Here is a 15,514-nt window from a genome sequence, read left to right as displayed (position 1 = left end):
TATCAGCCTGTTATCCCCGGTACCTTTTATCCGTTGAGCGATGGCCCTTCCATACAGAACCACCGGATCACTAAGACCTACTTTCGTACCTGCTCGACGTGTCTGTCTCGCAGTCAAGCGCGCTTTTGCCTTTATACTCTACGACCGATTTCCGACCGGTCTGAGCGCACCTTCGTACTCCTCCGTTACTCTTTAGGAGGAGACCGCCCCAGTCAAACTACCCACCATACACTGTCCTCGATCCGGATAACGGACCTGAGTTAGACCTCAAAGTTGCCAGGGTGGTATTTCAAGGTTGGCTCCACGCAGACTGGCGTCCACGCTTCAAAGCCTCCCACCTATCCTACACAAGCAAATTCAAAGTCCAGTGCAAAGCTATAGTAAAGGTTCACGGGGTCTTTCCGTCTAGCCGCGGATACACTGCATCTTCACAGCGATTTCAATTTCACTGAGTCTCGGGTGGAGACAGCGCCGCCATCGTTACGCCATTCGTGCAGGTCGGAACTTACCCGACAAGGAATTTCGCTACCTTAGGACCGTTATAGTTACGGCCGCCGTTTACCGGGGCTTCGATCAAGAGCTTCGCGTTAGCTAACCCCATCAATTAACCTTCCGGCACCGGGCAGGCGTCACACCCTATACGTCCACTTTCGTGTTTGCAGAGTGCTGTGTTTTTAATAAACAGTCGCAGCGGCCTGGTATCTTCGACCGGCATGAGCTTACGGAGCAAGTCCTTCACCCTCACCGGCGCACCTTCTCCCGAAGTTACGGTGCCATTTTGCCTAGTTCCTTCACCCGAGTTCTCTCAAGCGCCTTGGTATTCTCTACCCAACCACCTGTGTCGGTTTGGGGTACGGTTCCTGGTTACCTGAAGCTTAGAAGCTTTTCTTGGAAGCATGGCATCAACCACTTCGTTAACTAAAAGTTAACTCGTCATCAGCTCTCGGCCTTAGAATCCCGGATTTACCTAAGATTCCAGCCTACCACCTTAAACTTGGACAACCAACGCCAAGCTGGCCTAGCCTTCTCCGTCCCTCCATCGCAATAACCAGAAGTACAGGAATATTAACCTGTTTTCCATCGACTACGCTTTTCAGCCTCGCCTTAGGGACCGACTAACCCTGCGTCGATTAACGTTGCGCAGGAAACCTTGGTCTTTCGGCGTGGGTGTTTTTCACACCCATTATCGTTACTCATGTCAGCATTCGCACTTCTGATACCTCCAGCAAGCTTCTCAACTCACCTTCACAGGCTTACAGAACGCTCCTCTACCGCATCACTTACGTGATACCCGTAGCTTCGGTGTATGGTTTGAGCCCCGTTACATCTTCCGCGCAGGCCGACTCGACTAGTGAGCTATTACGCTTTCTTTAAAGGGTGGCTGCTTCTAAGCCAACCTCCTAGCTGTCTAAGCCTTCCCACATCGTTTCCCACTTAACCATAACTTTGGGACCTTAGCTGACGGTCTGGGTTGTTTCCCTTTTCACGACGGACGTTAGCACCCGCCGTGTGTCTCCCATGCTCGGCACTTGTAGGTATTCGGAGTTTGCATCGGTTTGGTAAGTCGGGATGACCCCCTAGCCGAAACAGTGCTCTACCCCCTACAGTGATACATGAGGCGCTACCTAAATAGCTTTCGAGGAGAACCAGCTATCTCCGAGCTTGATTAGCCTTTCACTCCGATCCACAGGTCATCCGCTAACTTTTCAACGGTAGTCGGTTCGGTCCTCCAGTTAGTGTTACCCAACCTTCAACCTGCCCATGGATAGATCGCCCGGTTTCGGGTCTATTCCCAGCGACTAGACGCCCTATTAAGACTCGCTTTCGCTACGCCTCCCCTATTCGGTTAAGCTCGCCACTGAAAATAAGTCGCTGACCCATTATACAAAAGGTACGCAGTCACCCAACAAAGTGGGCTCCCACTGCTTGTACGCATACGGTTTCAGGATCTATTTCACTCCCCTCTCCGGGGTTCTTTTCGCCTTTCCCTCACGGTACTAGTTCACTATCGGTCAGTCAGTAGTATTTAGCCTTGGAGGATGGTCCCCCCATATTCAGACAAAGTTTCTCGTGCTCCGTCCTACTCGATTTCATGACTAAGAGATTTTCGCGTACAGGGCTATCACCCACTATGGCCGCACTTTCCAGAGCGTTCCGCTAATCTCAAAGCCACTTAAGGGCTAGTCCCCGTTCGCTCGCCACTACTAAGGGAATCTCGGTTGATTTCTTTTCCTCAGGGTACTTAGATGTTTCAGTTCCCCTGGTTCGCCTCTTACGCCTATGTATTCAGCGTAAGATAACCATCTTATGATGGCTGGGTTCCCCCATTCAGACATCTCCGGATCAAAGTCTGTTTGCCGACTCCCCGAAGCTTTTCGCAGGCTACCACGTCTTTCATCGCCTCTGACTGCCAAGGCATCCACCGTATGCGCTTCTTCACTTGACCATATAACCCCAAGCAATCTGGTTATACTATGAAGACGACATTCGCCGAAAATTCGATCATACTCAATTAAGAGCCACTCACAAATTTTACCTTAGCCTGAGCCGTTACCAGTGAAAGTAACGTTCAGTCTATCTTTCTATCACATACCCAAATTTTTAAAGAACGATCTAATCAAAGACTAGAAATCAACATTCACCATCATACTGATGGAATGCTCATTTCTAAGCTTTCATAACGTAGAAGCAGTAGTGGTGGAGCCAAACGGGATCGAACCGTTGACCTCCTGCGTGCAAGGCAGGCGCTCTCCCAGCTGAGCTATGGCCCCGTATTTCTACAGGCGTTTCCCACACAAAATTGGTGGGTCTGGGCAGATTCGAACTGCCGACCTCACCCTTATCAGGGGTGCGCTCTAACCAACTGAGCTACAGACCCAATTTCGGGCTGCTTCTTTATCGTCTTCTTCAATGAATCAAGCAATTCGTGTGGGAACTTATGAAGCAGCTGATGTCGTCGATTAAGGAGGTGATCCAGCCGCAGGTTCCCCTACGGCTACCTTGTTACGACTTCACCCCAGTCATGAATCACACCGTGGTAACCGTCCTCCCGAAGGTTAGACTAGCTACTTCTGGTGCAACCCACTCCCATGGTGTGACGGGCGGTGTGTACAAGGCCCGGGAACGTATTCACCGCGACATTCTGATTCGCGATTACTAGCGATTCCGACTTCACGCAGTCGAGTTGCAGACTGCGATCCGGACTACGATCGGTTTTCTGGGATTAGCTCCACCTCGCGGCTTGGCAACCCTCTGTACCGACCATTGTAGCACGTGTGTAGCCCAGGCCGTAAGGGCCATGATGACTTGACGTCATCCCCACCTTCCTCCGGTTTGTCACCGGCAGTCTCCTTAGAGTGCCCACCATCACGTGCTGGTAACTAAGGACAAGGGTTGCGCTCGTTACGGGACTTAACCCAACATCTCACGACACGAGCTGACGACAGCCATGCAGCACCTGTCTCAATGTTCCTGAAGGCACCAATCTATCTCTAGAAAGTTCATTGGATGTCAAGGCCTGGTAAGGTTCTTCGCGTTGCTTCGAATTAAACCACATGCTCCACCGCTTGTGCGGGCCCCCGTCAATTCATTTGAGTTTTAACCTTGCGGCCGTACTCCCCAGGCGGTCAACTTAATGCGTTAGCTGCGCCACTAAGAGCTCAAGGCTCCCAACGGCTAGTTGACATCGTTTACGGCGTGGACTACCAGGGTATCTAATCCTGTTTGCTCCCCACGCTTTCGCACCTCAGTGTCAGTATCAGTCCAGGTGGTCGCCTTCGCCACTGGTGTTCCTTCCTATATCTACGCATTTCACCGCTACACAGGAAATTCCACCACCCTCTACCATACTCTAGTCAGTCAGTTTTGAATGCAGTTCCCAGGTTGAGCCCGGGGATTTCACATCCAACTTAACAAACCACCTACGCGCGCTTTACGCCCAGTAATTCCGATTAACGCTTGCACCCTCTGTATTACCGCGGCTGCTGGCACAGAGTTAGCCGGTGCTTATTCTGTCGGTAACGTCAAAACCATCACGTATTAGGTAATGGCCCTTCCTCCCAACTTAAAGTGCTTTACAATCCGAAGACCTTCTTCACACACGCGGCATGGCTGGATCAGGCTTTCGCCCATTGTCCAATATTCCCCACTGCTGCCTCCCGTAGGAGTCTGGACCGTGTCTCAGTTCCAGTGTGACTGATCATCCTCTCAGACCAGTTACGGATCGTCGCCTTGGTGAGCCATTACCCCACCAACTAGCTAATCCGACCTAGGCTCATCTGATAGCGCAAGGCCCGAAGGTCCCCTGCTTTCTCCCGTAGGACGTATGCGGTATTAGCGTCCGTTTCCGGACGTTATCCCCCACTACCAGGCAGATTCCTAGGCATTACTCACCCGTCCGCCGCTCTCAAGAGAAGCAAGCTTCTCTCTACCGCTCGACTTGCATGTGTTAGGCCTGCCGCCAGCGTTCAATCTGAGCCATGATCAAACTCTTCAGTTCAAACATCTTTGGGTTTTTAAGAAACCCTAAACTTGGCTCAGCAATCGTTGGTTATTCTTTGATTTCTCGCGGAGTAACTTGTGATGCTGATAATCTTGTTGACTATCAGTCTGACTCCACAAGCACCCACACGAATTGCTTGATTCAGTTGTTAAAGAGCGGTTGGTTAAGAGCTTTCGTCTCAACCGAGGCGCGCATTCTACAGCAGCCTCATTTGCTGTCAAGTGATTATTTTCAGAAGCTTTCGAAGATTTCTTCAACAACTTCAACCACTTGCGCTTCCGATCTCTCATCAGCGGGAGGCGAATTCTACAGCGTTACACGCTGCTGTCAACACCTCTTTTTCTCCGCTTTCGACCGAGAAGATCGAATCGTTAATAGCGTCAAACAACACGACCCTACCAACTTCTTCTGGGCTTCGATGAACTGAAGCAATCCGCTGCCTTATTCTGCATAACTCTTTGTTTACCAAGGAGTTTTGCGTTTCGACTGCGCCGGAAGTGGGGCGAATTATAGACTTCCAGGATCTGCCGTCAACACTTAATTTGGTTTTTCTATCAAAGTGCCTGCCAACCTTCAAATCCCTCTATATAGAGAAGGTCTCGCTGTCGAATTGAGCAATATATTGCTCAAAGCCAAACGATTAAGCATCATAGCGGCCCCTGATTCTCGACTATGACCTCGGACGAACGCCCCAATGACCACCTCCCCCCGCAGCTTGGCCTCGGCATTGTTTCCTGTCGGCCTGCTGTTGATCGCCATGGCCTCCATCCAGTCCGGAGCCTCACTGGCCAAGAGCATGTTCCCGATTGTCGGCGCCCAGGGCACCACAACCCTGCGCCTGATCTTCGCCAGCGTAATCATGTTGCTCATCCTCCGACCATGGCGCGCCAGGCTGACCGCAAAATCCCTGCGCACCGTGGTCGTTTACGGCATGGCCTTGGGCGGCATGAATTTCCTCTTCTATATGTCCTTGCGCAGCGTTCCCTTGGGCATTGCCGTAGCCCTGGAATTCACCGGACCGCTCGCCGTCGCGATCTACGCGTCGCGCCGAGCGGTAGACTTCCTGTGGATAGCACTGGCGATCATCGGCCTGCTCCTGTTGATTCCCATGGGGGAAGCCAGCAGCGGAATCGACCTGGTCGGCGCGACCTATGCTTTGGGGGCGGGGGCTTGCTGGGCACTCTACATTCTGTTCGGACAGAAAGCAGGCAACGACAACGGCGTCCAGACCGCCGCCCTCGGCGTAATGATCGCTGCCCTGTTTGTGGCGCCCATCGGTATCGTCCATGCCGGCACCGCCTTACTGACCCCGGCATTGATTCCGGTCGCCATCGGTGTCGCGATCCTGTCAACGGCACTTCCCTACACCCTGGAGATGGTAGCGCTGACGCGCCTCCCCGCCCGCACCTTCGGAACACTGATGAGCATTGAGCCTGCTTTCGGCGCACTCTCAGGACTTTTCTTCCTGCAGGAGCACCTATCCCTACCGCAATGGCTGGCCATAAGTTGCATTATCATGGCCTCGGTAGGCGCGACACTGACGATGCGCAATGACTCCAAGCCGCTGGTTCCGGCGGATTGAATCATCAGTGAAAGTTGCTCTGGTATTTGCTGCGTATTTAGGCCATGTTTAAACTGCAAACGAATGTCATTCATGGAGTTTTTCGACAAGGACAGCACGAACGCTACACTCGAGAGCGAGTAGAGCCGGCTTCAAGCATTATGAAGTGGCTATTAAGGATAGGAATGAAGCGAATTTTGATACTGTTAATGGTCGTGGCTATTGCTGGCTGTGCCGCGACTACCAAGACAGAAGTAAAACGCGGCAAAAAAGGGCTGCATATCAACTGTTCCGGCCTGTCTTCTTCCTGGGACCAGTGCTACACCAGTGCAACCAACTCTTGTGGCGCCAAGGGCTACCGGGTTATCGCCAAGTCCGGTGACAATTCCGAGGAGCCAGGGGATTACCCCTTCGGCCTAAACCCTGCCGGCTATACCAGCCGCAGCATGATCGTCATCTGCAAGTGATCTGCTCCGAGCAGTCACCAGCGACTGCTCATACACATGCCTGATACAACGCCGCCCCTTCGCGGCGCTGCAACTGAATTATTGCAGCGCCTGATTTTGCACCAGGTCAAATAGCCGTCGTGCGCACATGCAACCACGCCAACGCAGCACCGCTGAGCAGCGGGCTCAGGCGTTCACGCACCTCGGCGTGGTACGCATTGAACCACTCGCGCTCATCCGCGGTGAGCAGCGACGGCTCCAGGCAACGGGTGTCGATCGGGCACAAGGTCAGGGTTTCAAACGAGAGGAACTCACCAAACTCGGTCTTGCCTGCCTCGCGGTTCAATACCAGGTTCTCGATACGCACACCCCAGCGGCCAGGGCGGTAGGTGCCCGGCTCGATGGAGGTGATCATCCCTGGCTGCATCGCGGTTTGCGGCGCAGTGGCGGCCTGGTAGGCAATCACTTGTGGGCCCTCATGCACATTGAGGAAATAACCTACGCCGTGCCCGGTACCGTGGCCGTAGTCCACGCCTTCAGCCCAGATCGGCGCGCGGGCAATGGAATCCAGCAGCGGCGACAAAATCCCCTTGGGGAAATGCGCACGGGACAGGGCAATCACGCCCTTCAGCACACGGGTGCAGTCACGTTTCTGTTCGTCACTCGGCGTACCGATAGGCACCATCCGCGTGATATCCGTAGTGCCGCCCAAATACTGGCCACCCGAATCGATCAGCAGCAAGCCATCGCCTTCGATCACCGCATGTTCTTCTTCGGTAGCGTGGTAATGCGGCATGGCCCCGTTGGCATTGAATGCCGCGATGGTATTGAAACTCAGCGACACATAATCGAGGCGACGGGTGCGCGCAGCCGTCAGGTGTTCATCGATGGTCAATTCAGTGATGCGTTCACGACCGAGCGCACTGTCCAGCCAGGCGAAGAATTCACACAGCGCCGCGCCGTCCTGTTCCATGGCGCGGCGGATGTGCTCCGCGTCCGCCAGGCTCTTGCGGGATTTGGCCAGCGTGGTCGGGTTCAGCCCTTCGATCAGCTTGACGCCGGCATCCAGGTTTTCCAGCAGACCGGCAGTAACGCGGGCCGGGTCAACCTGCATGCTGGCGCCCGATGGCACCGCACGCAGTGCATCCGCCACGTCGCTGTAGTCGCGCAACGTCACACCATCCTGCGCAAGCACCGCACGCAGGTCAGCGTCGACTTTACTCAGCGCCACAAACAACGTGGCCTGTTGTTGATTGATCAACGCAAACGAAACAAACACCGGATTAAACGAAACATCGCCACCGCGCAGGTTGAACAGCCAGGCGATGTCATCCAGGGTGGCGATGAAGTGCCAGTCGGCGCCCTTCTCTTTCAAACTCGCGCGCAGTGCGGCAAGTTTATCGCCACGGCTCACGGTCGCTTGCGGTGGCAGATGCGGATAGATCGGCTGGCTCGGCAGGCTCGGACGGTCTTTCCAAACTGCATCGAGTACGTCGATATCGGTCCGCAGGCGCGCGCCGCGCTCTGCCAGCCTGGCGCCCAAGGTGCGCGCCGACGCGACAGCCATCACCGCACCGTCCACCGCCACCACACCGCCTTCCGGCGTCTGCTCGGCCAGCCACTCCAGCGGCCCGGGCTGACCCGGTTGCAGCTTGACCAACTCAATGCCACTGCCCTTGAGCTCCTTGGTCGCCTGTTCCCAGTAACGGCTATCGGCCCAGACACCGGCGAAATCCGCAGTGACAATCAGCGTGCCTACCGAACCATGGAACCCCGACAACCATTGGCGCCCCTGCCAGTAACCCGGCAGGTATTCGGACAAATGCGGATCAGCCGACGGCACCAGCAGGGCGTGAATGCCCTCGCGGCGCATCAGTTCGCGGGTATGCGCCAGGCGCTGGGGAACCGTTCCATGGGTCAAGGGCTGCGTACTCATTGTGTCTCCTGCTAACCACTAATAATTGTTATGTGAAAATCAGACGGCCCAGAACGCCGGTGCGCTGGCCAGTGCGGCCTTGATCAATTGCACGGCCTGGTCGATGTCCTGCTCGGTGGTAAACCGGCCCAGGCTCAAACGTATGGTGCGGCCGGCAGAACGTGCGTCAAGGCCCAACGCAAGCAGCACGTGGGAAGGCGCATTGCTGGCGGAGTTGCACGCCGAGGTCGCCGAAAAGGCGATGCCCGCGCTCAACGCAGCAGCGTTGAATTCACCTTCGCTGAACGTAAGGCTGAGGGTGTGAGGAATGCGCTGCGCAGGGCTGCCATTGAGGCGCACGCCACCGAGCGTATCCAACTGCTCCAGCAGGCGCTGACGCAAGGTCATAATGACAGCCTTCTCCTGCGCAAAAGACGCCGCCGCCAGGGCGAACGCCGCGCCCATGCCTGCAATCTGATGGGTGGCCAGGGTACCGGAGCGCAAGCCACCCTCGTGACCGCCGCCGTGAATCTGTGCCGACACTTTCTGTTGCGCCCGGGGTCCGACATACAGCGCGCCAATACCCTTGGGGCCATACAGCTTGTGCGCGGAAAACGACATCAAATCCACCGGCCACTGCGCCAGGTCGATCGCCACCTTGCCCGCGCCCTGCGCCGCGTCGACATGCAACAACGCGCCATGCTCACGCACACGTGCGCCGATGGCGGGGATGTCATTGAGGGTGCCCAGTTCGTTATTCACCAGCATCAGCGATACCAGAAAGGTGTCCTCACGCAATGCTTCGCTGACGGCCTCGGCGCTGATCAATCCGTCGGCGTCCGGCACCAGGTAAGTCACGGCCACACCGGCTTCCTGAAGCTGCCGCGCGGTGTCCAGCGTGGCCTTGTGTTCAATCTGGCTGGTGATGATATGCCCGCCCGCCACGCCACGCGCCTGGGCAACGCCCTTGATCGCGAGGTTGTTGGACTCAGTAGCACCGGAGGTCCAGACGATCTGCTCAGGTTGTGCGCCGACCAGCTCGGCCACCTGGCGACGCGCCTGTTCAACCGTTTGCCGGGCCGCTTGGCCGAACGCATGGGAACTGGACGCGGGGTTACCGAAATTGGCATTGAAGCCAAGACATTCGACCATCACCTGGATGACGCGTTCGTCCACCGGGGTGGTAGCGGCGTAGTCGAAATACAGCGGACGTTTATTCATGACAGTCAAGACTCGCAGAGCAGGTTCCCGAGAGCAGCGTCTCAGGGGCATCGGCCGGAACAGAGGTCGTCAGGTTTACCGGATCGAATGCCATTAAAGAAGGACAACTTTAAGTAAATGTGCGTAGGAACGCTCCTGAAATTCAGCTTAACAGGCTGAAGTCGTGCCATGGCAAACAAAAAGCCCGAGGTTCCTTCAAGGGAAGCCTCGGGCTTTTTGCTGTGCAGTGCCGACTCAACTGGGACGACCATGCAAAACCACGTTGCGCTCGGCGTTCATTTCGCCCTGGCGATCAAATCCGAAGGGCTTCTGTGGCTGGCCGGTCAGTGCGGCGCGCTGCTGTTGATATTCATCAAACGACAAGCCACGACGGCTCAGCGCTTCCAGGGCCAGTTGCTTGCTCTCTTCGGCCGTGTAGGGACGCAATTCTGGCGATGGATGGCTCGCACAGCCGGCGAGTACGGCGCTGACAATCACTAAGCAAACAGCGAGAAATCGGTTCATGGGGTAGCCCTGCAAAGAAGGTTTCAAGTCAATGAACACAGGCTACTCCCGCCGTTGCGCAGTGAAAAATCACCGTCCGTGATAGTCGCTATCGACCACCAAGGCACCCTCGATAGGAAACGTTATATTTCTTTATGGTCTATAAATATGGAAATACGTTCATTTACGGAATAACTGTATCCCTCTATAAATGACTTGCATAGAACCTGCGCTGTTCGCCACGCAACTGTTTGCCAGGCAACAGCCATTCAACAAATCACCAGTCAGACAACAGCAGCATTTTTCAGCAGTGAACCTGCAACCCACGCCAATCAAGGCCTGCACCCGTTGGTACAGCTCTTGCTCAACAGGTTGCACTCCACCTGCTATGAACCACTGTTGATAAAGGAACTGTTCATGACCCGTCCCCTGAATGTCGTTGCCCTCTCCGGCGGAACCTGGCGCCCGTCCCGCACCCTCGTGCTGACCCAAGCCGTACTGGCTGAATTGGCGACCTTGCTGCCGATCCAGACCACCCTGATCGAGCTGGGCGACATTGCCCGGCCACTCGGTGGTGCGCTGTCACGGGATGAGTTGCCCGCCGAGGTCGAAGCCCAACTGGTGGCCATCGAACAGGCCGACCTGCTGATCGTCGCCGCACCGGTCTATCGCGGTTCCTACCCTGGCCTGCTCAAGCATCTGTTTGACCTGGTTGGCCTCAACGCCCTGATCGACACACCGGTATTACTCGCAGCCACCGGCGGCAGCGAGCGCCACGCGCTGGTTCTCGATCACCAACTGCGTCCGCTGTTCAGCTTCTTCCAGGCCCTGACCCTGCCGATCGGGGTGTACGCCACCGAGGCCGACTTCACCGATTACCAAATAACCAGTGAGCCCTTGAAGGGCCGTATACGCCTTGCGGCAGAACGCGCAGCGCCGTTGTTTGCAACGCACTCCCCCTCTCTGCTGAAAATCGCTTAAGGATTGGTCATGGATGTTTTCTGGTTTCTGCCAACGCATGGCGACGGTCATTACCTGGGCACCACCCAAGGTGCACGGCCGGTCACCCTCAATTATCTGAAGCAAGTCGCGCAGGCGGCTGACAGCCTGGGTTACCACGGCGTGTTGATTCCTACCGGCCGCTCGTGCGAAGACTCCTGGGTCATCGCCTCGGCACTGGTGCCGCTGACCGAGCGCCTGCGTTATCTGGTGGCGATTCGCCCGGGTATCATCTCGCCGACCGTTTCTGCGCGTATGGCGGCGACCCTGGATCGCCTGTCCAACGGTCGCCTGCTGATCAATGTGGTCACCGGCGGTGATCCCGACGAGAACCGCGGCGACGGCAGCTTCCTCGACCACAGCGAACGCTACGAAGTCTCCGACGAATTCCTGCAAATTTGGCGCCGGGTATTGCAGGGCGAATCAGTGGACTTCGAAGGCAAACACCTGCGAGTGCAGAACGCCAAGGCGCTTTACCCACCGGTGCAAAAGCCTTATCCACCGTTATATTTCGGCGGTTCCTCGGATGCCGCCCACGACCTCGCCGCCGAACAGGTGGATGTGTACCTGACCTGGGGCGAACCGCCCGCCGCCGTCGCCGAAAAACTCGCAGATGTACGTGAGCGCGCAGCCCGCCACGGGCGTACGGTGAAGTTCGGCATTCGTCTGCACGTGATCGTGCGCGAGACCGAAGAGGACGCGTGGAAAGCCGCCGACAAGCTGATCGAGCACATCAGCGACGAAACTATCGCCGCCGCACAAAAATCCTTCTCGCGCTTTGATTCCGAAGGCCAGCGCCGCATGGCGGCCTTGCATGACGGGCGCCGCGACAACCTGGAAATCGCCCCCAACCTGTGGGCCGGTGTCGGCCTGGTACGCGGCGGTGCCGGTACCGCGCTGGTGGGCAACCCCCGGCAAGTAGCCGAGCGCATCAAGGAATACGCCGACCTGGGCATCGAAAGCTTCATCTTCTCCGGCTACCCGCACCTGGAAGAAGCCTATCGCTTTGCCGAGCTGGTGTTCCCGCTGCTGCCGGAACCCTATGCCAGCCTGGCCGGACGCGGCATCACCAACCTCACTGGCCCGTTCGGCGAAATGATTGCCAACGATGTTCTGCCAGCCAAGGCCTGATCGGCGCAGCGGCGGGAGCGGCATTGGTCGTTCCCGCTTATAAAGAGGAAACCCCGTGACAGCCAAACCCCACAGCGTCCTGCCATCACCGTTGCAGACCGCCAGACTGCTGGCCGCCGAATTCGCCCTCACCGCCGTCGAACGCGACGAGCGCGGTGGCACCCCCAAGACCGAACGTGACGCCCTGCGCCAAAGCGGCCTGCTGGCCCTGAGCATTCCCACCCAATACGGCGGCCTCGGCGCCCGCTGGAGTGACACCCTGGCCATCGTGCGCGAGTTCGCCAAGGTCGACAGCTCCATTGCCCACGTCTTCGGCTTCCACCACCTGATGCTCGCCACCGTGCGCCTGTTCTCGCGGCCGGGCCAATGGCAACCCTGGTTCGAACAGACCGCGCGCAAAAACTGGTTCTGGGGCAATGCCCTCAACCCATTGGACACACGCACCGTGGTCAAGGACTTCGGCGGCTGGCGCGAGTTCTCCGGCAAAAAGAGCTTCTGCTCCGGCGCCAGCGACTCGGAAATGCTGATTGCCTCGGCGGTGGATGAAAGCGCCGGCGGCAAGCTGCTGATCGCCGCCATCCCCAGCGGGCGCAGCGGCATCACCCTGCACAACGACTGGAACAATATCGGCCAGCGCCAGACCGACAGCGGCAGCGCCAGCTTCGAACGGGTGCGCGTCGAGGAGTCGGAATTGCTGCTCGACCCGGGCCCGCTGAGCACGCCTTTTGCCTGCCTGCGCCCGCTGATCGCCCAGTTGACCTTCACCCATATGTTCCTCGGCATCGCCGAAGGTGCCTTCGAAGAAGCGCGCAACTACACGCTCACCGAGACCCGTTCCTGGCACAAGTCCTCAACCGAAGACGTGCGCCAGGACCCTTACGTACTGCATCACTACGGCGAATTCTGGGTGGCCCTGGAGGGTGTGCGCCTGTTGGTGGAACGCGCTGCCGAGCTGCTCGACCAGGCATGGGCAAAAGGCCCCAACCTCAGCGAAAACGAACGCGGTCAACTGGCGATTGCCATTGCGACCGCCAAGGTCGCCGCCACCCGCCAAGGCCTGGACCTGTGCAGCCGCCTGTTTGAAGTCACCGGCGCGCGCTCCACCCACGCATCCCTGCGCCTGGATCGTCATTGGCGCAACCTGCGCACACAAACCCTGCACGACCCGGTGGATTACAAGCTCCACGAACTGGGGGACTGGGCGTTGAACCAATCCCTGCCGATTCCGACGTTCTACTCATAAAAAGAGGTGCCCATGCAGCTTCTAACCTTACCGCCCTCGCCCGCCCTTGCGACGTCGATCCGCGCCACGGCCCAGGTCTTCGAAGACCCGAAATCCAGGGCGCTGCTCGACCATATCCAGCAAGTGGCGCCCAGCGAAGCCAGCGTGCTGATCATCGGCGAGACCGGTACCGGTAAAGAGCTGGTGGCGCGCCACATCCACAACCTCAGCGCGCGGCGCAACCGGCCGTTCGTGGCGGTTAACTGCGGCGCGTTCTCCGAGTCCCTGGTGGAAGCCGAGCTGTTCGGCCATGAAAAAGGCGCGTTTACCGGCGCCCTCAGCGCCAAGGCCGGCTGGTTCGAAGAGGCAGATGGTGGCACCTTGTTCCTCGATGAAATCGGCGATTTGCCGATGCCCATCCAGGTCAAGCTGCTGCGCGTCCTACAGGAACGCGAAGTGGTGCGCCTGGGGTCGCGTAAGAGCATTCCGATCGATGTGCGCGTACTGGCCGCCACCAACGTGCAACTGGAAAAGGCCATCAACGCCGGGCATTTCCGCGAAGACCTCTACTATCGCCTAGACGTCGTCAGCCTCGAGCTCAGCCCCCTGCGCGAGCGCCCCGGCGATATCCTGCCGCTGACCCGGCATTTTATCGAAGCCTACAGCCAGCGCCTGGGCTACGGCCCGATCACCATCAGCCGCGAGGCCGAACACAAGCTAAAGAGCTACAGCTGGCCGGGCAACATCCGCGAGCTGGAAAACGTGATTCACCACACCCTGCTGATCTGCCGTAACGGCGTGATCGAACGCGACGACCTGCGCCTGTCGAACATGCGCATCGAGCGCCAGGACGACAGTCAGCACGGCACCGACAACAGCGCCGAGGCCTTGCTGGAGCGCGCGTTTCAAAAGCTCTTCGAAGAACAGGCCGGCGCCCTGCACGAAAAGGTCGAAGACGCGCTATTGCGCGCCGCCTACCGCTTCAGCCATTACAACCAGGTGCACACCGCCAACTTGCTGGGCCTGAGCCGCAACGTCACGCGCACGCGCCTGATCAAGATCGGCGAGTTGGCGGTGAACAAGCGCCGGCCGGGGGAAAACGTGCAGGGCGAGCGCATGCTGCACCTATCCATTTAGGCGACAGTGCAACGCGTTGTCATGGCTGCGCTCGAAACTGCGCAGTACCTGGAACGAACCGAAGGTCACGGCCGTGGCCTGGTGGGCGCGAATCAGCGTCCAGAAATCTTCCTCGCCGTGCTCAAAGCATTGGAACGCCGCTTCGCCGTCCTCGCGGGAGCGCCATTGCAGGTAATTGAGCACACGCCGCCCGTCTTCGCTGACCTGCACACTCGCGTTGATAAAGCCGCCATGGCCCTCGGCCAGGCGTTCACTTTGGGTGGACAAGGCCGCCACCAGCGCCACTTGTTGCTGGGGTTCGATATGAAACTCGATCAGTTGAGTGAAACTGCGATTTTTCTCTGATACCTGCATGAACACTCCCCTTTCTCTGTAGGCAGAATCTGGTGATTCGATACCACGCAGGGTAAAACCTCTAGTTAAGTCAAGGTCAAGCGCTTAATTGGAGTGTTTATGGTTACCAAAGAGCTCACCGTCGGCCAACTGGCAGCCCGTAGCGGTGTAGCTGTTACGGCCCTGCACTTCTACGAAACCAAGGGGCTGATCAAGAGTCATCGCAATGCCGGCAATCAACGACGCTATCCACGGGATGTACTGCGCCGGGTGGTGGTGATCAAGATCGCCCAACGCCTGGGAATTCCACTGGCAACGATTGGCGAGGCGTTGCAGACGTTGCCGGAAGGACGCACGCCCAACGCTCAGGATTGGGAGCGGTTGTCCGCGCTGTGGCGGGAAGACCTCGATGAGCGCATCCATAAGCTGATGCTGCTGCGGGACAAACTCACCGGTTGTATTGGGTGTGGATGCTTGTCGCTGGACGCGTGCCCGTTGCGCAACCCGGATGACCAGCTCGGTGGGCGCGGGCCGGGGGCGCAATTGCTGGAGCCCGGCTGCCCCC

The 15,514-nt window shown here is 57.5% G+C and carries 10 protein-coding genes, 2 tRNA genes, 2 rRNA genes and 1 pseudogene; 7 read left to right on the top strand and 8 right to left on the bottom strand.

Features of this window, described 5'->3' with window-relative positions; all coding sequences use genetic code 11:
- The 4 genes from BLW22_RS07545 to BLW22_RS07530 form a co-directional block, all read right to left on the bottom strand.
- Positions 1-2,446, bottom strand: a 23S ribosomal RNA gene (locus BLW22_RS07545); the annotation flags it as partial.
- Between the two features lie 249 nt (positions 2,447-2,695).
- Positions 2,696-2,771 (bottom strand) — tRNA-Ala (locus BLW22_RS07540).
- A 30-nt stretch (positions 2,772-2,801) separates the two neighbouring features.
- A tRNA-Ile gene (locus BLW22_RS07535) sits at positions 2,802-2,878 on the bottom strand.
- Positions 2,879-2,961: 83 nt separating this feature from the next.
- Positions 2,962-4,498 (bottom strand): 16S ribosomal RNA (locus tag BLW22_RS07530).
- Positions 4,499-5,195: 697 nt separating this feature from the next.
- On the opposite strand from BLW22_RS07530, the gene rhtA reads away from it, so the two are divergent.
- The gene (rhtA, locus tag BLW22_RS07520) at positions 5,196-6,083 is read left to right on the top strand and encodes a threonine/homoserine exporter RhtA (RefSeq protein WP_027607139.1); all 888 of its coding nucleotides are present in this window, start codon (positions 5,196-5,198) and stop codon (positions 6,081-6,083) included.
- Between the two features lie 164 nt (positions 6,084-6,247).
- A complete protein-coding gene (locus tag BLW22_RS07515; RefSeq protein WP_027607138.1) occupies positions 6,248-6,529 on the top strand; it encodes a hypothetical protein in 282 nt (93 codons plus the stop codon).
- 106 nt (positions 6,530-6,635) lie between these two features.
- Here BLW22_RS07515 and BLW22_RS07510 read toward each other — a convergent pair whose 3' ends face one another.
- The 3 genes from BLW22_RS07510 to BLW22_RS07500 all read right to left on the bottom strand — a co-directional run bounded on the left by BLW22_RS07510 (position 6,636) and on the right by BLW22_RS07500 (position 10,148).
- Positions 6,636-8,444 carry an aminopeptidase P family protein gene (locus BLW22_RS07510; RefSeq protein WP_065924546.1) on the bottom strand — a complete coding sequence of 603 codons (1,809 nt, stop codon included), beginning with the start codon at positions 8,442-8,444 and terminating at the stop codon, positions 6,636-6,638.
- Positions 8,445-8,483: 39 nt separating this feature from the next.
- Complete coding sequence (locus BLW22_RS07505) at positions 8,484-9,644, bottom strand: cysteine desulfurase family protein (RefSeq protein WP_065924545.1); 1,161 nt, start codon at positions 9,642-9,644, stop codon at positions 8,484-8,486.
- 234 nt (positions 9,645-9,878) lie between these two features.
- Positions 9,879-10,148 (bottom strand): hypothetical protein, encoded by a 270-nt coding sequence (locus BLW22_RS07500; protein ID WP_065924558.1) that lies wholly within the window; start codon positions 10,146-10,148, stop codon positions 9,879-9,881.
- A 396-nt stretch (positions 10,149-10,544) separates the two neighbouring features.
- Between BLW22_RS07500 and msuE the strand changes: the two genes are divergently transcribed.
- From msuE to BLW22_RS07480, 4 genes are read left to right on the top strand one after another with little or no spacing between them, the layout of a single operon-like run.
- On the top strand, positions 10,545-11,108 hold the full coding sequence (gene msuE / locus BLW22_RS07495) for an FMN reductase (protein WP_074845103.1): 564 nt from the start codon (positions 10,545-10,547) through the stop codon (positions 11,106-11,108).
- Between the two features lie 9 nt (positions 11,109-11,117).
- A complete protein-coding gene (gene ssuD, locus BLW22_RS07490) occupies positions 11,118-12,257 on the top strand; it encodes an FMNH2-dependent alkanesulfonate monooxygenase (RefSeq protein ID WP_027607133.1) in 1,140 nt (379 codons plus the stop codon).
- A 55-nt stretch (positions 12,258-12,312) separates the two neighbouring features.
- Positions 12,313-13,500 carry an acyl-CoA dehydrogenase family protein gene (locus BLW22_RS07485; RefSeq protein WP_074845099.1) on the top strand — a complete coding sequence of 396 codons (1,188 nt, stop codon included), beginning with the start codon at positions 12,313-12,315 and terminating at the stop codon, positions 13,498-13,500.
- A 12-nt stretch (positions 13,501-13,512) separates the two neighbouring features.
- Positions 13,513-14,616: a sigma-54 interaction domain-containing protein gene (locus tag BLW22_RS07480; protein ID WP_065924541.1), complete on the top strand. Its 1,104-nt coding sequence runs from the start codon at positions 13,513-13,515 to the stop codon at positions 14,614-14,616.
- Here BLW22_RS07480 and BLW22_RS07475 read toward each other — a convergent pair.
- Positions 14,605-14,970 carry an antibiotic biosynthesis monooxygenase gene (locus tag BLW22_RS07475; protein ID WP_074845096.1) on the bottom strand — a complete coding sequence of 122 codons (366 nt, stop codon included), beginning with the start codon at positions 14,968-14,970 and terminating at the stop codon, positions 14,605-14,607. The two genes, BLW22_RS07480 and BLW22_RS07475, sit on opposite strands and share 12 nt — an antisense overlap.
- A gap of 99 nt (positions 14,971-15,069) precedes the next feature.
- Between BLW22_RS07475 and soxR the strand changes: the two are divergent.
- Positions 15,070-15,504, top strand: a pseudogene (gene soxR, locus BLW22_RS07470) (redox-sensitive transcriptional activator SoxR); the annotation flags it as partial.
- Between the last annotated feature and the right edge of the window lie 10 nt (positions 15,505-15,514).

Origin of the sequence: Pseudomonas marginalis (genome assembly GCF_900105325.1) — a bacterium.
Taxonomy (GTDB): Bacteria; Pseudomonadota; Gammaproteobacteria; order Pseudomonadales; family Pseudomonadaceae; genus Aquipseudomonas; species Aquipseudomonas marginalis.
Note: the sequence above shows the minus strand (reverse complement) of the source record. Positions and strands in the feature narration are given on the sequence as shown.